Source organism: Pontibacillus halophilus JSM 076056 = DSM 19796 (assembly GCF_000425205.1).
Lineage (GTDB): Bacteria > Bacillota > Bacilli > Bacillales > BH030062 > Pontibacillus_A > Pontibacillus_A halophilus.
Genome location: NZ_AULI01000002.1, coordinates 77,497 through 96,693, shown reverse-complemented (window position 1 = coordinate 96,693; position 19,197 = coordinate 77,497). Strand labels below are relative to the sequence as shown.

The window sequence follows — 19,197 nt, the reverse complement described above, 5'->3', positions numbered from 1 at the left end:
GGGGTACGTGCCATGAAAGAAATAAAGCAGCTTAAATTACAAGAACAATTAGCCTTTTATTACCACGAGGCGCCCATGCAACGTCGTAAGCTGGTTGACCTTTATAAGAAGGTACAAGACAATCTGCTCATGATAGGTTTCGCCGGTCACTTCTCTGCTGGTAAGTCATCATTAATCAACACACTTATGGGAGACGCCATCTTACCGACAAGTCCTATACCAACGAGCGCTAACTTGGTAAAGATACAGAAAGGCGAGGAGAACATTGTACGTATATATAGTGGGGACGGAGAGGCAATCGAATTCCAAGGAGAATACGAACATGCGCGCATCCAAGAGCTTGCGAAAGAAGGGAGCACGATACACTCCATTGAACTCGTGCAATCTGACACGCCTCTCCCAGAAGGAGTAGCCTTGCTTGACACGCCAGGTGTTGACTCTTCAAACGATGCAGATCAAGTCATTACAGAGTCTTCTCTACATATGATGGACACGGTGGTCTATGTCATGGATTATAACCACGTACAATCAGAAGTCAACCTCGGCTTTTTAAGGAAACTTTCGGAGCAAGGCAAAGAGTTGGCAATTGTCATAAATCAGATTGATAAACATAAAGAAGAGGAAATTACATTTAGCCGCTTTAGAAGAAGTGTAAAGGAGTCTCTGAAAGACTGGGGCATTACCATCAACCGAATATTCTATATCTCTTTAAAAGACAAGGACCACCCTCATAATGAACTCCGAACATTGCAGCAATGGGTGGAAGGACAAATGTCACAGCAGAGTAGCTCCACTGTTGAGAAGACAGTACAGCACGCGCTGACTCACTTAATTGAGGAAGAGCTTCGTAGTTACGAAGCAACCTATCAGGATGAACTGGAGCGCATTGAGTACGACTTGTCTAAGAGCCATGATGAGGACCGAGAAGACGAGTTAGACCAGGAATGGAAGAGGCTAGAGGCAGAGCCACAGCAGTCACAACAAGAAGTGAAAGAGAAACTCCAAAGAACTTTATCGAATGCTTATGTTATGTCCCACGACATTCGCGAGCTCGCTAAAGCTTTCCTTGAAGCCGAACAGCCTGATTTCAAGGTCGGCCTACTCTTTTCAAAGGCTAAAACAAGAGAAGCGAGAGAGAAACGAAGTCAGGAATTTTATTCGTCTCTTATGAAAAAGGTTGAAGCGAATCTGCAGTGGCCGTTACAGAACGTTCTTGTGGAAACGGCTAGAGAGTACGGGGTGGTAGGAGATGAAGCACTCCAACGTTTACAGTCTATTGAGGCTGACTACCCTATAGAGCGACTCCGCACTTCGATTAAATCAGGTGCACTCGTAAATGGTTCTTACGTGCTCCAGTACTCAGAAGATGTACTAGAAGACTTGCGTGCCGTGTTTAGAAATCAAGCATTGAATGAGTGGAAGAGAATCGAGACCATCATAGAAGAGCGAAATGAATCAAAGAAAAATGATTTATTCTCATCCATGGAACGGTTAAATAAGCGAAATGAATGGAAAGACCGCAGAGATGAAATCTTGAGATCTCTTGAGGACAAGAAACAGAGACTTTCGGACTCTAGTGCGGTAACGAGTGAAGCAACACAAGCCCTTCAAGCCGCTCTCAACGAACGAGAAGCCAAGGTGGACATACGTTCATGGGACACGATGACAGATACTATTTCAGATGAGACAAAGGATGCACATGACGTGGAAACAAAGGAACGTACAGAGGAGGTCGATGTTCAGCAGACGATTAACGCGTTGACTGAATTGGAGCGCCTTCTCTCGGATGAACCAAATTTCCAGGAGTTTGTAGAGGAGATGCGCGCAAAAAGGAGCACCATTGAAGAACGAAGCTATACGGTTGCGTTATTTGGGGCATTCTCGGCTGGGAAGTCTTCCTTTGCCAATGCCTTGCTTGAGGAAGGAGTCTTACCCGTCTCTCCTAATCCTACGACAGCGACAATTAACAAAATCTGTCCCCCAACCGAAAATAGGCCTCATCGAACGGTTAGAGTGAAATTTAAATCACCTCGTGAACTGTTTGATGACTTGTTACAAGCATTGCCTGCATTAGGGAACGAGCCAGATAGTTTACCCGCTCTAGTTAAATTTGTAAGCAATAGGATGAGTGAGCTAGAACAACAACTTGAACAAAAGCGTTATTCCTTTATCCGAGCTGTTGTAGCGGGCTTTGAATCTTCTAGTTCCGCTCTAGGGTCTGTTACCACCATTCCTTATGAAGACTTCTCAAGCTATGTGTCAACTGAAGAACGTTCATGCTTTGTGGAGTGGGTGGAGTTATATGTGGATTGTTCGTTCACTCGAAGAGGAATCACACTTGTAGATACGCCTGGTGCTGATTCTGTGAATGCAAGACACACAGAAGTCTCGTTTCAATATATGAAAGAGGCGGATGCCATTCTATTCGTAACCTATTACAACCATGCATTTTCACGAGCCGACCGAGAATTCCTTATCCAATTGGGGAGGGTTAAAGACGCCTTTAGCATGGACAAGATGTTCTTCTTGCTTAATGCTGTAGACCTTGCCAAAGATGACGAAGAACGCTCTCTTGTGACAGGTTACTTGCGAGATCAACTTCAATCCTATGGGATTCGCCTTCCACGAATCTATGGAGTCAGTAGTCGGGATGGGATGGATGATAAGAGGCGCGTTCACTCAGGAATACCAGAATTCGAGAAGAACTTCTACCAATTCATTGAACATGAGCTTGCCTATGTACTTGTGCATAGTGCAAATCATCTTATGAAGCGCGTTCGCAGTACGCTTGAGGATTATGTTCAAGCTGTCTCATTAAATCAAGAAGAGCGACAAGACTATCAGCAGCAACTGCAAGAAGAAAAGCTTGAGCGCATTGATTTAACACAGATGAGCGCAATTGAACGTTATGAATCAGCTCTTCAACAAAAGATTGAGAAGCAGCTATTCTATGTGAAACAGCGTGTTCTCCTTCGATTGCACGATTTCATTAAGGAAGAATTTCATCCTGGTGCCATTACGGACAATGGGAAGGGTGGTAGAGAGCAGCTTCGTGAATCTATGGAACGTGTAATGGAACTGATGCAAAACGATATGATGCAAGAGATGAGAGTCGTTTCTTTAAGAATGGAGCGATTCCTTCTAGAAAAGGGTGAAGAGTGGCTTGAAGATTTTGGGGAGGCGTTGCGGGAGCACGGAAGGAGTTTAACCTTACCGGAATTACCAGACCATACATGCTCCTCAATCGATGTCAGCACTCCGTTTGAACAGTTGAACGTCGGTGACTTTGAAGAGGCCCTGCAACTATTCAAATCGACCAAAGCTTTCTTTGAAGGAAAAGGTCGTGACAAGATGCGAGATGTGGTTGAAAGGGTGTATGATGAGTGGGCTTCTACCTATATAAATGAAGAACTCGCACATGTGTACAATCACTTTGCTAGAGAGTGGAGAACACTTATTGAAGAAACGAAAGGAAATGTTGTTCAATCCATACAATTGTATTATGACGGATTGATTGAAGCCCTCAAGGACGAAGGGTCCTACGAGCATTGGTCTCAACTCTTGAATGACGTACGACATAATGTTTAACAATCTCCCTATGTATGAAAGAAGGCTGGAGCAATGGCTCCAGCCTTCTTCTTCGTTATGCATTTTCTTTTTGATCATCATTTTCTGATGCTACATTCTTTTCAATTTCGTAATCTTTCTTAAGCTCTTCTACATATTTTGTAGATTGCTCACGTTCTTTCTGAGTTACAAGTTGTTGCTTTAATGTCTCTTTATACTCATCGAAAGAAGGGATGTTCGATGTTTCATTTTCGCCTTCTTTTGATTCTTTACTTTCTTTGGACTGAGTGCTTTTAGCTTTCTCAACGAGCTTGTCGTACTCGGATTTCAGCTCTTCGTCACTTACAGTTACTTCATCTGTGTTAGCTTTGAAGAATTTGTCGTATTTCATTTGCTCTTTCAAGTTCTTCTTCAATTCATCCATTGTTAAATCTTGCTGTTCCATCGTATTGTCGATTACTTCTTGTGGCTGTTCATCAATACGTTTTTGAACGTCTTCATCTGTAACTTTAATTTCTTGCTTCTTGATTTCTTGCTCTACAACTTCTTGACTAATCATTTGTTCAAGCGTTGCAGTCTTAACCTGTTCTTTCTGGTCTTCGTTCAATTCCATACCTTGTTTTTCGTAGCTTTTGACTGTATCTTCATATTTAGTATTGAAATCTTCCATAGCGATTGTCTCGCTACCTACCTGTGCAGCAGCATCTTTATCTTCTTCTCCAGAAGTGGAGCAACCTGCTATCCCAATTGCAAGTACCGATCCGGATACAATCGTTAGAAATTTCCTTTTCATAGTCAAAGAAACATCTCCCTTATCTCGTTAATAAATCTTTCGAAGAGACTTTATCATACTTGATGCTAGTAGGTAAACAGGCTTTTCGAAACAGGTTAAGGATAATTATAGGAGACAAAGAAGCTGTTGACATGAAACTGTGAGGAAAGACATAGGCATGTAGATGAGAGGAACTCCCATGTAAAGGAAGTGAAAAAGTGAGTTATAATCAAGAAGAGTACATCGTTCTGCAAGCCGCTAAATACGAAATGCTGGCAGATTACTATAAGTTTATGGATCCGAGGATGCATTGCCACTACTACATGAAGTATGTGGAATGCGTGCAACAGCTTGCCCATATGCATCATCATGGGGGAATGGGGCATGTACAAGGTTCCGGTTACGGACAGCAACCATACAATCGAATGAGCACATCAAAGGTGAGGGTCTTCCATGCTTCACCAAACGCTCCGGCTGTTGACGTTTATATTAATGGTCAAATGGTCTTAAGGAACGTAAGCTTTGGTCAGATTAGTGATTATGTCGATTTACCAGCTGGCGACTATCGAATTGAAGTGAAGCCAACTGGTCAAATCAGTGCTGTCATTACTGAGTCAGTGCGTGTACCAGGTGGAGGTGCCTTTACAGTCGCTGCAGTTGGAAACGTTGAAGACATTAGCTTGCTCACGATTCCGGATGATGTTAATGGAGAGCAAGGCAAAGCGAAAGTTAGGTTTACTCACTTGTCACCCGATGCACCTAGAGTAGATATTGCTGTTAAAGGTGGAGACGTTCTCTTTAGCAATGTTGGGTTTAAAGAATCAACGGACTATATCACCCTCCCACCAACAAAAGTGGATCTAGAAGTTCGTCCAGCTGGTTCGAAGCAAGTGGTCCTTACAGTACCTGATGTACGACTGAAAGCAGGAGAAGTATACAATGCCGTGGCAATCGGGTATTTAAATGGAACTCCATCGTTAGAAGCAACGTTTATTTAATGTTCTATTACGAAATGAAAGATTTGTAATCCTAACGCATTCATCGAACACAAGCGTCCTAAGAATCTCTTTGGGCGCTTTCTTATGGTTACAATTTAGCAGCAACGCATGGAAAAATGACAGAAAATTTTATATACTTAGTGAGAAAGGGGAGATTGCATGTCAAATACAACGTACTCAATGAAATGGGACTTAGATTCCATCTTTCCAGGAGGAAGTGAATCGAAAGAGTTTGCAGCTTATTTGGACAAGCTTCAGTTGAATGTACATACACTAAATGAGAAGGTGACCGCATTTGTTGTCCCTGAACAAGCTTCTGATTCCAAAGAGTTTGAAGAAATCTTGCAACTCTTACAAACTGTCTATATGGAAGTAAGTGAAAGTGGATCCTTTATAGCTTGCCTAGTCTCACAGGATGTCAGTGATAAGAAGGCACAGCTCCTGCAGTCTAAGATCAGCCAGCAATTTGCAGAAATTCAGAACGTGACAACGTTACTAGAACAAAAAGTTACGAGGATCGCGGATGACGTGTGGAATGAAATCCTTCAGCAACCATTCTTTGAAAGGGTGCAGTTCGTTCTAGATGAAATGCGTACCCAAGGCAAGGAGAAGCTACCTTTAGAACAAGAAACGTTAATTAACGACCTTAGCGTAGATGGATATCATGCGTGGGAAGATCTTTATGATCGCATCGTTGCCAAGATTTCTATCACTATTGAAGAAGATGGGGAAGAAAAAACGTTATCGTTCGGTCAAGCTTCCAACAAGCTAAGTGACACGAACCGAGACGTGCGAGAAGATGTCCACTATAAGTTGCAGAAAGCGTGGAAAGACCAAGAAGATTTAACGAGTGAAACGTTAAATCACCTGGCAGGTTTCCGCTTGCAAAAGTACAAGCATCGTGGATGGAAAGAAACGTTGAAAGAACCGCTCCAGTTAAATCGAATGAGTCAAGAAACCCTCGATACCATGTGGAAAGCAATCGAAAATCAAAAGCATCATTTCGTGAAATATCTAGACCGGAAAGCTAATTTGCTAGGTGTAGAACGATTAGCTTGGTACGATCAGGATGCACCGATTGCGTCAAGTCAATCGACGGTATCCTACGACGAAGGCGCAGACTTTATCGTGAAACACTTCAATCGATTTGGACCACAGATGGCTGAATTTGCTCAAAAAGCCTTCAATGAGAAATGGATTGAAGCGGAGGACCGCGCTGGTAAGCGACCAGGTGGGTTCTGCACAAGCTTCAATGACAGCAAGCAAACACGAATCTTCATGACCTATTCCGGCACTCCATCTAATGTATCGACGTTAGCGCATGAACTTGGACATGCGTTCCACCAGTATGTAATGGATGATATGGAGTACATGAATCAAAGCTATGCGATGAACGTTGCGGAGACCGCATCTACCTTTGCAGAGATGATTGTAGCCGATGCGTCTGTGAAAGAAGCATCATCGAAGGAAGAGAAAATCGCCCTTCTTGAAGATAAGCTGCAGAGAAGTGTAGCCTTCTTTATGAACATACATGCGCGTTTCCTATTTGAAACTCGTTTTTATGAGGAGCGTAAAGAAGGATTTGTACCAGCTGAACGCCTTAATCAGTTAATGGAGGAAGCTCAACAAGAAGCTTACCAAAACGCACTAAGTGAATACGAGCCTGAGTTTTGGGCGTCTAAGCTTCACTTCCATATTACTGGAGTGCCATTCTACAACTTCCCGTACACATTTGGTTATTTGTTCAGCTTAGGAATTTATGCTGAAGCGCTTAAATCCGGAGAGGAATTCGAACAGAACTACATTTCCTTATTGCGGGATACGGGGCGTATGAGCGTGGAGGACTTAGCTAAGAAACACTTAAATGTAGATTTACAACAATCTGAATTCTGGGAAGCAGCCATTCAACTTTGTGTTAAGGATGTAGAAGAATTTATCGAACTTACAAATTAATCAAGATATAGGGGTGGAGGGGAACTTCCACCCCCATATAACATGGTTGACTTGACTTAATCAATGTTATAGTGTAAGATATTTACTGTATTGAATATATTTTAGTAAAATAAATGTTTACGCACAACATCACATATTATAAAAAGGCTTACGATGCATGTATACAACGTTCCTTTTTATAGTATGTGATTCTTTATTACATCTATGAGAGTGGTTGTGAAGCTACTCTGTAGCTTTTTTTATATTTATGATGCTAAGGGAGGCTCTTCATTATGGCTTTTGGTAAGAAGAACACAGAAGAGGTTAAACGAGAGGATTTAAAAATCTGGGAATGCGTATCTGAAGACTGTAATGCTTGGATGAGAGACAACTTCAAGACGCAGGAACAGCCTACTTGTCCGATTTGTGGAAGTGATATGTCTACCAGTGTAAAAGAGCTTCAAGTTGTTGAAAACAATAGCATGTACGCCAAATAAACGTGAGAAAGAGGGTGGCCTATGATAGGTCACCCTCTTTTCATTAGTCCTGATATCTAGCGATGAATTTCGAATCAATTCGATGTTTCAATTTCCATGCCCAACCTGTATGAAGGTGCCATTTCCCATACATCAGGAACCCTTTCTGATCCCCTGTAGATAAGATGGATAAATACCTAGTTTGAGGGATGAAATGCTCGCCATCTTTCTCATATAAGAACCCTAGGATATTCTTCCATAGAACAGGCGCTTGTCTCACTGCAAATACGCCGTTCTTCTCAAGGTCAGGGTAGTCCCGTAGAGAAATGCAATCACCTGCACCAAAGACGGATGGATGGTCCTTTACCTGCAGCGTGGATTCAACTAGTAAATAATTTTGATCATCTGTTGGCAACTTTGAAAGTCTGAACAATTCAGGGGCGCGTGGCCCAGCTAACCATAACGCATCTTTATATGGGTAGGCTTGTGTATTTGTGTACACTTTCATACTGTTCATTTCCGTTACCTTCTCCCCGAGGTGAAGCTCAATGCCTGCGTGCTCTACAATCTTTTCAATATGAGCGGAGACTTGCTCAGTCTGGCTTGGTAATAATCGGTCACTCGATGAAAGCAGCTGTACAGGCTTTTGAATGTTATGTTTCATTCGATATGCTTGAAGGTTTAGGGCAATCTCTGTACCGGCAGCACCTCCGCCAATGACAACAGGCGCCTTACTTTGTTGCAACCGTTCTAACGCATCAGGGAAGTGATAGTTTGGTTTGATTCGTAACGCGTGTTGTTGAACACCTTTAACGGACGTGTGAGCGGTTAACGAGCCGATATCAAACGATACGGCGTCATACTCATGCAAAGAACCTGTATCTGATAAGGCAATCTTTTGTACGGCGTCTACCGATACCACTGCTTCCTTGTACCATTTAACTCCAGTTCGTTCGCTTAGTGCTTCAATATCTACGCGAATCTCTTCTTCTTTATAGACTCCTTCTGTATAACCTGAGAACATTCCCGAATAGTATTGATAGCGTGAGGGAGAGAGTAAGGTAACCTCTAGGTCCTCATAGGGCGCTTGTTCGAATTCTTTTATAATATGTAGGTGCGCATGACCCGCACCTACCAATAATAGTTTTTTCATGTGTATTCCTCTCTATATGCGAATTTCCTTCACTTATCGTATCAAACAATACCTTCCTTTCAAAACGAAAGGATAGGAATTTCGACATCTCCCTTTACACCCCTATCTATTCATCTGGTACAATGATATAATCCAAGTGGTAACTTATAAGTACTGGAGGATTCCATCACTATGCTAAATGTAAATAACGTAAGTTTACGATTTGGTGATCGTAAATTGTTTGAAGACGTTAATATTAAATTCACACCGGGTAATTGCTACGGATTAATCGGAGCAAACGGTGCAGGTAAATCTACATTCCTAAAAATATTATCTGGTGAACTTGAATCACAAACAGGTGATGTTTCACTTAAATCAGACCAACGTATGGCTGTCTTAAAGCAGGATCACTTTGCTTATGAAGAAGAGCAGGTGCTTCAAGTTGTTATGATGGGGCACAAGCGTCTATTTGAAGTAATGGCTGAGAAAGATCAAATTTATATGAAGCCGGATTTCTCTGAAGAGGACGGTATGCGTGCTGCTGAATTGGAAGCTGAATTTGCTGAAATGAATGGTTGGGAAGCTGAATCAGATGCATCCCGCTTACTTTCAGGCTTGGGTGTACCAGAATCGTTGCATGAGAAGAGAATGGACGAATTAACAGAGCCTCAAAAAGTAAAAGTGTTATTGGCACAAGCTCTATTTGGTCAGCCAGATGTCCTTCTTCTGGATGAGCCTACAAACGGACTTGATATTAAAGCCATCCAATGGCTAGAAGAATTCCTTATTAATTTCGAAGGTACTGTTATCGTTGTTTCCCACGACCGTCACTTCTTAAACAACGTATGTACGCACATTGCAGACCTTGACTTTGGTAAGATTCAGATCTACGTAGGTAACTACGATTTCTGGTATGAGTCTTCTCAACTTGCTCAGAAGATGGCTCAAGAAGAGAACAAGAAGAAAGAAGACAAAGTAAAAGAGTTGAAAGAATTCATCGAGCGCTTTAGTGCGAACAAATCAAAATCCAAGCAAGCGACATCTCGTAAGAAGCTCTTGGATAAAATTACGTTAGATGATATTCAACCTTCATCTCGTCGTTATCCTTATATCAACTTCAAGCCTAACCGTGAGATTGGGAACGATGTTCTATTCGTTGAGAATCTTACGAAGACAATCGATGGGGTGAAAGTGCTCGACAACTTAACCTTCACGATGAATAAAGACGATAAAATTGCCCTTGTAGGGGAACATGAACAGTCCAAGACTGCATTGTTTGAAATATTAGCGGGCAACATGGAACCAGATGAGGGTACCTTTAAGTGGGGTGTTACGACTTCTCAGGAGTACTTCCCGAAAGATAACTCAGAGTACTTTGATAACGACCTAAGCCTTATTGATTGGTTACGCCAATATTCTCCTGAAGACCAGACTGAGACATTCCTTCGTTCCTTCCTTGGACGTATGCTCTTCTCTGGTGAAGAAGCGAAGAAGAAGTCTAACGTTCTTTCTGGAGGAGAGAAAGTACGCTGTATGCTATCTAAAATGATGCTTAGCGGTGCGAATATCCTTATGATGGATGAACCAACGAACCACCTTGATTTAGAGTCCATCACAGCGCTTAACAATGGACTTATTAACTATAAAGGGTCCATGATCTTTGCTTCTCATGACCATGAATTTATTAATACAATTGCGAACCGCATTATGGAGATTACTCCGAACGGTGTCGTAGACAAATATATGACGTACGATGAATTTGTCAATGATGCGAATGTTGAGCAGCAAATCAAAGCTCTACATCAAGCAAACTAAGTGATAGGACGAACCTTGCCAGTTATTTCTGGCAAGGTTTTTTTATTGTTATAGTTTTCTCTGTCACATATGTGGGAATTTATCCAGTAATCAATCATAAAGGAGTGAGCGTTATGGATACCACTGTGAACAGAACGAAACAAAAAGCTAAGCAGACAGGAGAACAAGCCTCAAATTCAGTGAAGCCTTGGGTAAGAGGATTTGCACGCTTTGGCTACATGGCTAAAGGTTTCGTTTATACATTGCTCGGTATTCTGTCCTTATTAGCCGCATTAGGAGTAGGTGGCGGAAAGACATCGGATACACAAGGGGTCTTTGCTACTGTTGCTAGTCAACCGTTTGGAAACGCGTTACTGTGGATTGTAGCTGTTGGACTGATTGGGTATGTGGTATGGAGAATCATCCAAGCTGTACAAGACCCAGAACATAAAGGAAAGGATGGAAGTGGCATTGGGGCAAGAATTGGATACTTAGTTAGTGCTGGTATCTATACATTCTTAACCTTTAAAGCTATTTCAATCGCTTCTTCTGCTGGGTCGTCTGGAAGTTCTGGTTCTGGCGGGTCTAAGCAGACAGTCATTGCGAAGCTTCTTTCACAACCTTTCGGACAATGGGTCATTGGAATAATCGGTGTAGGCGTTATCGTGTATGCACTTGCTCAGATTTACAAAGGAATGAAAGAGAAATTCACGAAAGATTTCAAGCTAAGTGAGATGAATGATCATGAGAAGCGTATTGTCACCAAGACTGGAAAGCTTGGTTTAACAGCTCGAGGAATCGTATTGGCTATTATCGGCTATTTCTTTATTGTAACCGCCGTGACCTCAAACGCTCAAAATGCTCAAGGTCTCGATGCAGCTCTCGGGAAGATTGCCAGCCAACCGTTCGGACAATGGTTACTAGGCTTGGTTGCAATTGGTCTAGCTTGTTACGGAATCTTTCAAATTATGAAAGGCAAGAACAAACACCTCACACTTTCATAGAGTATTCGCTTAAGAAGCGCACGGCTTAGACCGTGCGTTTTTTTAATGGGCAGGAGTAGATTAGAATGCTTCATAAACAGACTTATGACCTAGTGAAAAGTATGTCGAACTAGGTCGGATGTAATGGTAGTGTCATAATCCTGTTATAGTTGAAAACAAATTGTCTCTGTTCTGTTCTTTGTTATCTTAATTTCCATGTTATTCTAACTACAGTAAAACAAACAGAAATTTACAGAAAGTTAGGTGACCATATGAAAAAAGTTCTTGTTTCTTTAGCGGCGGTCGCAGGGTTGTCAATGGCTACTGGAGTGACGTCAGCATCTGCAGAGGAAGTTGTCGTACATAAGGGAGATACGCTATGGGGGATATCCAAAGAATATGGTTTAACCGTTTCTGAATTAAAACAACTCAATCATCTAAACTCAGATCTTATATATCCTAAACAAACACTTACCGTTTCAGCTGAGAATAAAGAAACACAAGTATCGCATGCAGCAGAGAGCACCTCAAATAACCATACCGTGAAATCAGGAGATACGTTATGGGGAATTAGTAAGAACTATGGAACAAGCGTTGGCAACTTGAAGGCTTGGAACGGTCTGACATCTGACCTTATTTATCCTGGCCAGCTTCTTTCGGTATCAGGTAAGAGCTCAACACCGAGTGTAGCTGCATCTACAACTCAACAAAGCGTATCAAAAACGTCGGCTTCAACTTCAACTTCAACGAAGACTACTACAACAACAAGCCCATCAAATAACCAGCAGTCAGCCCAACAAACCATTACAGTTAGTTCAACTGCTTATACTGCATACTGTAACGGGTGCTCTGGTATTACAGCGACAGGGATTAACCTGAAATCAAATCCAAACCAAAAAGTTATTGCGGTAGATCCTTCCGTCATTCCACTTGGTTCTAAAGTTTACGTGGAAGGGTACGGGGAAGCGATTGCTGGTGATACAGGCGGTGCAATTAAAGGTAACAAAATTGACGTCTTTATCCCAAATCGTTCAGATGCCTTGAACTGGGGGCGCAAGACTGTTCAAGTAACGATTTATAAATAACAAGTAAAGGGCATCCATACAGTGGGTGTCCTTTATCATGACAGGAAATATTGAAGAAGATATTTGCACGAACGTGCCTCAACCTCTACACTTGAAGAGAATCTAATTATAATGAGGTGAGGGAATGAAACTACAAGGTAAGAAAGTTCTACAATTTGTCAGTGATGACTTTGAAGATCTTGAACTATGGTACCCAGTTATGCGCCTTCGTGAAGAAGGAGCGGAAGTACATATCGTGGGTGAAAAGGCGAATGAAACGTATGTTGGTAAGTACGGTGTTCCAGTTACTTCCGACTACGCACTAGCTGATGTACAATCTAAAGATTACGATGCACTTCTCGTACCTGGAGGGTGGTCACCAGATAAATTGCGTCGTTATGATGACGTGCTGACGATTGTGAAAGAGATGGATGCTGCTGAGAAGCCAATTGGACAAGTGTGCCATGCAGGATGGGTACTCATCTCAGCGAATATCCTGAAGGGACGTACGGTCACAAGTACGCCTGGTATTAAAGATGATATGATGAATGCTGGTGCAACTTGGGTAGATGAAGCCGTTGTTACCGACGGTCACCTTGTGTCGAGTCGCCGTCCACCTGATCTACCAGACTATATGCGTGCCTTTATCGCCAAATTCGAATAAATTTATGAACCTTCTTCTTCTTCAATGAAGAAGGTTTTTTTTATAAAATGATGATTTTCTCCTCATACTACGGATGTGGTAATGGAAGGAGGGATTGAGAATGACTAGAGGACAAAGTCGTAACAAAGGCAAAGACAAGCGTAACCTTTCACAGACACCCGATGTGGAAATTCTGGAAGAGGGTATTGATGTAGAGTATGAGACGGAATTTGCTGACGATGCAGACTTGAAAGCTCAAGAACGAGCAAAGGCTGCAGACGAACGCGCCCATCGCAAATAAGTGAAAGGCAGGGGGACCTGCCTTTTTTAGGAGTGACTCCCATGACGCTGTATCGATTTGGTTACGTAGCAATGAGCAATGAATTATCCAATGCATCCCCGAATCAAACGATGACTTATGCACAGTTTAGCAAATTGGAAGATCGAGAAGCCGCCATACATAAGCTAGAACGCATTGCCAAGTCCAACCTTCATAATTGCTTGCGCCTACTGCGCCATAATCGTGCGAATGAAGTTGATTTCTTCCGATTATCTTCCCGGTTAGTCCCATTAGCCACCCATGAAGAGCTAAAGGGGTGGAATTACATCCAGCCAATCAAAGAAGAACTATTGGAGTTGGGTTCGTACGCTCAAGAACATGGAATGAGAATAGACTTCCATCCTGATCACTTTGTTGTCTTGAATACGAAGGAAGAGAAGAAGTTCAAGGCAAGCCTCACCGTGCTTCAGTACCATTATCGCTTATTAAAGGGGATGGGGATTGACCCAACCCATCGTTGTGTTCTTCACTTAGGCGGGATGAAAGAGAGCAAAGAAGCTTCGTTAGAGCAATTTATCTCTAATTGGGCTCATGTTCCAAGAGGCTTACAGCAAATGATTATGCTTGAGAATGATGATAAGCTATACAACGTGGAAGATCTTCTATATGTGTGTGAGAAGGTTAACATCCCCCTTGTGTTCGACCTTCATCATCACAAGGCAAATGAGGGTTCCATAGCTTGGACAGAGAATTGGAACCGCATTGTAAATACATGGTCACACTCGCCGTTACCAATTAAAATTCACCTATCTAGTCCTAAGAGCCAGGAAGAATATAGGAGCCATGCAGATTTCGTAGATCTAAGCATGGTAGACGAATTCACCAAACATACAGCAGGTACAGCGGACGTCATACATTGCATGTTGGAGGCCAAACAAAAAGACAACGCCTTATTCAAACTTTGCGATGAGTTAGCGACCCATGAGGATTACGAACAACAGTCAAGAGCAAACTTCATAAGATTGCCGTCACATCACAGCACCTCCTGAGATTTTAATGCTTTCACCAATGGTGTTCATTGAACCTGGTGTGAGTAGGTATAGGATTGTTTGCGCTACTTCATTAGCCGTTGTAATTCGCTGTGAAGGGATGCTTTGTTCTATGACGGCTCTCTCTTCTTCATAAGAACGACCATTACGCTCGCCCTTTCTTTGAATTGCAGTTCTTCCCATATCTGTATCCACAAACCCCGGGCAGACAGCATTGACACGTATTCCATAAGGCGCAGCTTCATGAGCGAAAGATTGTGTAAATCCAATTAAAGCGAACTTCGAGGCGCTATAGGCTGTATTGGCATCAGTCCCTCGCAATCCAGATAGGGAGGAGACATTTACAATAGATCCTTCCATCTTTTCTTTCAAGAGAGGATAAATCGCTTTAGTAAGTAGTACTGTTGAGAAATAATTCAACTCCATAATGAGTCTTGCTTCATCTTCTGATAATGACTCTAACGGTTCTCCGCCTGCAATCCCTGCACTATTCACCATTCCAAAGACAGGGTTTCTTACATCTTTACATGCCATCATAATTCCATCCCGGTCTTCTTCTTTCAAGATATCAGCCTGAACGGTTGTGACTTGTACTCCATCATTTATTCTTTCGCACCTCAACCGCAGTTCATTAAGTTTCTCTTCATTTCTTCCTGTAAGAATAACATCTCCACCTGCTCGAACGATTTCCAACGCCGTTTCATGTCCAATTCCTCCAGTAGCTCCAGTAATTAAAACAGACTTCCCAGTTAATCCACCATCATGTCGATTCGTTGTCATGCTATTTCCTCCTCTTTCTTAGGAAGTTTCCTTTATTTCAAAGAACATAAACACTGTATGATGAGGATATTCGTTTTAATCAGGTCTTTGCTTAGGCCACTTTCTACAATCAACCCAACTTTACTAACAGGTTATGTATTAGAGGATAAAGGTATGGACTACAAGCTCATTTCATATAGAGTGAAACGTACAAAAATCCGTGAGTTCGTTCCCTATGGAATGAATTCCATAAGAGCGAGGAAGTTGTGGGGCATAAGTAAGGGAGAGGGGAAAGTGGGGAGAAGGTGTCCGTGATTGATTGGAACCGGGAGATGAGTTTGTCTCAAACGTGCCCAAGTGTTCGCTATGCAAGGTTAAGTGGGACGCCAATGGCTCCACCGCATGTTTCAGGTGCACTTGCGCTTGTAGTAGTTCTTCCACAAATTAACACTGCGCAAGAAGCCTATAAATTTCTAATCCAACGGACAGAACCGCTGTACCGCCATTCGAAAAAAGTAGCGTACAAAGGTTATGGATTGTTAGATTTACGGGTTTAATACACTTTCTAGAAGGGTTATATAAGGTAAGCCCTTCTTTTTTATGTACGAAATGGACTTAATTTGTACATAAAGATTGTAAATTTAGTATTAATAACGCGTAATTTTTTGCTATAATAGATAATTAGTTCATGTGTTTCACTTCGAGTAAGTCGGAGATTAGGAGGTAACTGCATGATGAAAGGAAAAGAAGGTTTTAAAAACTTCTTAAATATGAAATTTACAATTTACACTTTACTAGTATTGTTATTCTGGGGGAAAACCTACCTTGTTTATCGAAATGAATTTAAGTTAGGTATTGATAACGGCATTCAAGAGTTTCTACTGTTCTTAAACCCATTAAGTTCAGCTATATTCTTCTTTGCTTTTGCCCTGTTGTTCAAGAAAACGAGAAGTCGCTTTTGGGCATTCGTAATCATAGACTTCTTGCTATCCTTTGTCCTGTATGCAAACGTTGTGTACTATCGATTCTTTAATGACTTTATTACCCTTCCAGTGCTAATGCAGACGAAGAACTTCGGAGACTTAGGTGGAAGCGCTGGTTCATTGATGAATTCAGTCGATATTCTATACTTTGTAGATTTTATTGTAATTCTAAGCTTCTTCTTCTTGAAGTTGGTTAAGAAAGAAACGAATAAAGTGAATCGCTTCGCGGCTGTCGGAGTCGGTGTACTAGGTGTTGCTGTCTTCTTTGTAAACCTAGCTATTGCTGAAGGAGACCGCCCGGACCTATTGCAGCGTACATTTGACCGAAACTACTTGGTTAAATACATCGGCGTTTACAATTACACGATTTACGATGTTGTACAGAGCACGAAAGCTTCTACACAGCGTGTAATGGCTGAAGAAAGCGACATCCAAGAAGTTCTAGACTATACAGAAGCCAACCACGCTGCACCAAATGAAGACATGTTTGGGATTGCGGAAGGTAAGAACGTGGTGTATGTATCCATGGAGTCTTTCCAAAGCTTCTTAATGAACTATGAGTTAGAAGGGCAAGAAGTTACACCTTTCCTAAATAGCTTGATGAAAGATAAGAGTACCGTTTACTTTGAGAACTTCTTCCATCAGACTGGTCAAGGTAAAACGTCTGACTCAGAATTCTTGTTAGCTAATTCAATGTACGCCCTACCGCAAGGTTCTGTCTTCAGCACGAAGGCACAAAACACGTATCAAGGTCAACCAGCAATCTTATCCCAGAATGGGTATACAACATCTGTATTTCACGGGAATAATAAGACGTTCTGGAACCGAGATGTTATGTACAAATCACTTGGATATGACAATTTCTTCGATGAAACGTACTATGATGTAACTGAAGATAATTCACACAACTATGGGTTGATGGATAAGCCTTGGTTCGAGCAATCTATGCCATACATGGAAGAGATGGAACAACCGTTCATGGCGAAATTCATTACCCTAACGCACCACTATCCATTTACAATGCCAGAGAAAGATCAATCGTTCCCGGCTGCGTCAACTGGTGATAGTACAGTCGATCACTATTTCCAAACGGCGCATTACTTTGATGAAGCACTTGAACAATTCTTCAATCAAATGAAAGAATCTGGACTCTACGAAGACTCAGTCTTTGTGCTTTATGGAGACCACTATGGCATTTCTGAGAACCACGACCGTGCGATGAGTGAGATTATTGGTAAGGAAGTAAACGATTATCAAAGTGCACAATTGCAACGTGTACCATTATTCATCCACGTACCAGGTGAAAACTTCGATCAGCAAATCAACAGCACCTATGGTGGTCAAATCGATTTGAGACCAACTGTATTACACATGTTAGGAATCGAGACGGATGAATATATCTCCTTCGGTACTGACCTATTCTCAGAAGAACACAATGAGATTGTTCCATTACGAAATGGGAATGTGATTACACCGGAATTCTCGAAGATTGGAGATAAGTGTTACTCCAACCCACATGGTGAAGAAGTTGAGATGGATAATTGCGAAGCAGTTAACGAGATCGCTCAAAAAGAGTTAGAGCTATCAGATGAAGTCGTTTACGGCGATTTATTGCGATTCTATCAACCTAGCAACTTCGAAGCTGTTAATCCAAATGACTACGATTATTTAAATAGGTAAACTAAGAGCCCTTCGCATACATGCGAGGGGCTTTATTGTGGCAGGAAAGACCTGCAGCTGCATCTAGCTTTTAACAGCCTCTTTATGTAACAGACAGGCCATACGATTTCTGTTAAACTAGGTGTATGCGAAAAAGGAGCGATACTGAATGAATAAGAATCATGTCTTACTAGTTGACGGAATGGCACTGCTATTTCGGTCTTTCTATGCAACAGCAATGAGTGGATATTATATGATTAATAGTAAAGGGATCCCTACAAACGCTATACACGGATTCGTGAAGCATTTATATACGGCGATGCGTACGTATGAACCTACCCACGTAGTCGTATGCTGGGATATGGGAAGTAAGACGTTCCGAAACGAAACATTTCAAGATTATAAAAGCAACCGAAGCGAGCCGCCTGAACAGCTTATCCCACAATTTGACCTAGTGAAAGAAGTGGTAGAAGCTATGGATATCCCAAACGTTGGATTAAAGGGATATGAAGCTGATGATTGTATTGGAACATTAGCAAGTCAATACGACAAAGAAGCAAACGTCTCCATCCTTACAGGAGACCAAGATATCCTACAAGTTGCTACAGACCGTACGACAGTGGTTCTACTTAAGAAAGGTTACGGGAACTACGCGGAATATAATCCAACGACTTACTATGAGGAAAAAGGCATCACACCAGATCAAATTGTGGATTTAAAGGCTCTAATGGGTGATTCTAGCGACAATTATCCTGGAGTGAAAGGGATTGGCGAGAAAACAGCTCTAAAGCTTATTAAAGACTATGGTTCAATTGAGGGGATTCTTGCTAACCTGGACTCGTTAACAAAGTCACAAAAGAAGAAAATCAAAGAAGGGTTGGACATGCTCTATCTCTCAAGGAGTCTTGCGGCCATCTATTGTGAAGTGCCAGTAGACTGCCATTTGGATACAGCTGTATTAAACATGAATCATGACAAAGTAAGAGCAAAGTTTGAAGAACTTGAGTTCAAACGTATTGACCAGTTAATGACAATTTAACTCTTCTTACTTATTTAATTGAGCACTAAACGCCTAGAGAAGTATTTCTCTAGGCGTCTTTTTATGT

The 19,197-nt window shown here is 41.8% G+C and carries 16 protein-coding genes; 13 read left to right on the top strand and 3 right to left on the bottom strand.

All coding sequences use genetic code 11. The annotated features are described in order from the left end of the window. The first annotated feature begins 12 nt into the window (after positions 1–12). Positions 13–3,588: a dynamin family protein gene (locus H513_RS0102850; RefSeq protein ID WP_026799352.1), complete on the top strand. Its 3,576-nt coding sequence runs from the start codon at positions 13–15 to the stop codon at positions 3,586–3,588. A gap of 55 nt (positions 3,589–3,643) precedes the next feature. Here the strand turns inward: H513_RS0102850 and H513_RS0102845 are convergent, their stop codons facing one another. Then, positions 3,644–4,360, bottom strand: coding sequence for a SurA N-terminal domain-containing protein (locus H513_RS0102845; RefSeq protein ID WP_197057407.1), 717 nt, complete (start codon positions 4,358–4,360; stop codon positions 3,644–3,646). A 197-nt stretch (positions 4,361–4,557) separates the two neighbouring features. Here H513_RS0102845 and H513_RS0102840 point away from each other — a divergent pair, with 197 nt between their 5' ends. From H513_RS0102840 to H513_RS0102830, 3 genes are all read left to right on the top strand, one after another. Continuing rightward, on the top strand, positions 4,558–5,337 hold the full coding sequence (locus H513_RS0102840; RefSeq protein ID WP_026799350.1) for a DUF4397 domain-containing protein: 780 nt from the start codon (positions 4,558–4,560) through the stop codon (positions 5,335–5,337). Between the two features lie 159 nt (positions 5,338–5,496). Continuing rightward, on the top strand, positions 5,497–7,290 hold the full coding sequence (locus H513_RS0102835) for a M3 family oligoendopeptidase (protein WP_026799349.1): 1,794 nt from the start codon (positions 5,497–5,499) through the stop codon (positions 7,288–7,290). A 272-nt stretch (positions 7,291–7,562) separates the two neighbouring features. After that, entirely contained in the window at positions 7,563–7,766 is a 204-nt protein-coding gene (locus tag H513_RS0102830; protein WP_026799348.1) for a cold-shock protein, read from the top strand. Between the two features lie 43 nt (positions 7,767–7,809). Here the strand turns inward: H513_RS0102830 and H513_RS0102825 are convergent, their stop codons facing one another. Further along, on the bottom strand, positions 7,810–8,898 hold the full coding sequence (locus tag H513_RS0102825; protein ID WP_026799347.1) for an NAD(P)/FAD-dependent oxidoreductase: 1,089 nt from the start codon (positions 8,896–8,898) through the stop codon (positions 7,810–7,812). 171 nt (positions 8,899–9,069) lie between these two features. Between H513_RS0102825 and H513_RS0102820 the strand changes: the two genes are divergently transcribed. From H513_RS0102820 to uvsE, 6 genes are all read left to right on the top strand, one after another. After that, positions 9,070–10,692: an ABC-F family ATP-binding cassette domain-containing protein gene (locus tag H513_RS0102820; RefSeq protein WP_026799346.1), complete on the top strand. Its 1,623-nt coding sequence runs from the start codon at positions 9,070–9,072 to the stop codon at positions 10,690–10,692. A 113-nt stretch (positions 10,693–10,805) separates the two neighbouring features. Continuing rightward, positions 10,806–11,675, top strand: a complete 870-nt coding sequence (locus H513_RS0102815; protein WP_026799345.1) for a DUF1206 domain-containing protein — start codon at positions 10,806–10,808, stop codon at positions 11,673–11,675. Positions 11,676–11,926: 251 nt separating this feature from the next. After that, complete coding sequence (locus H513_RS0102810) at positions 11,927–12,739, top strand: LysM peptidoglycan-binding and 3D domain-containing protein (RefSeq protein ID WP_026799344.1); 813 nt, start codon at positions 11,927–11,929, stop codon at positions 12,737–12,739. A gap of 124 nt (positions 12,740–12,863) precedes the next feature. After that, positions 12,864–13,382: a type 1 glutamine amidotransferase domain-containing protein gene (locus tag H513_RS0102805; RefSeq protein ID WP_026799343.1), complete on the top strand. Its 519-nt coding sequence runs from the start codon at positions 12,864–12,866 to the stop codon at positions 13,380–13,382. Positions 13,383–13,482: 100 nt separating this feature from the next. Further along, positions 13,483–13,662 (top strand): YfhD family protein, encoded by a 180-nt coding sequence (locus H513_RS0102800; RefSeq protein WP_026799342.1) that lies wholly within the window; start codon positions 13,483–13,485, stop codon positions 13,660–13,662. Between the two features lie 41 nt (positions 13,663–13,703). Then, the gene (uvsE, locus tag H513_RS0102795; protein ID WP_026799341.1) at positions 13,704–14,690 is read left to right on the top strand and encodes a UV DNA damage repair endonuclease UvsE; all 987 of its coding nucleotides are present in this window, start codon (positions 13,704–13,706) and stop codon (positions 14,688–14,690) included. Here the strand turns inward: uvsE and H513_RS0102790 are convergent. Further along, entirely contained in the window at positions 14,670–15,470 is an 801-nt protein-coding gene (locus tag H513_RS0102790; protein WP_026799340.1) for an SDR family NAD(P)-dependent oxidoreductase, read from the bottom strand. The genes uvsE and H513_RS0102790 overlap by 21 nt on opposite strands. 290 nt (positions 15,471–15,760) lie before the next feature. Here H513_RS0102790 and H513_RS0102780 point away from each other — a divergent pair, with 290 nt between their 5' ends. The 3 genes from H513_RS0102780 (at position 15,761) to H513_RS0102770 (ending at position 19,130) form a co-directional block, all read left to right on the top strand. Continuing rightward, complete coding sequence (locus H513_RS0102780) at positions 15,761–16,006, top strand: hypothetical protein (protein ID WP_026799338.1); 246 nt, start codon at positions 15,761–15,763, stop codon at positions 16,004–16,006. A gap of 174 nt (positions 16,007–16,180) precedes the next feature. Then, a complete protein-coding gene (gene ltaS / locus H513_RS0102775) occupies positions 16,181–18,112 on the top strand; it encodes a lipoteichoic acid synthase (RefSeq protein WP_026799337.1) in 1,932 nt (643 codons plus the stop codon). Between the two features lie 148 nt (positions 18,113–18,260). Then, on the top strand, positions 18,261–19,130 hold the full coding sequence (locus H513_RS0102770; protein ID WP_026799336.1) for a 5'-3' exonuclease: 870 nt from the start codon (positions 18,261–18,263) through the stop codon (positions 19,128–19,130). Positions 19,131–19,197 lie beyond the last annotated feature (67 nt).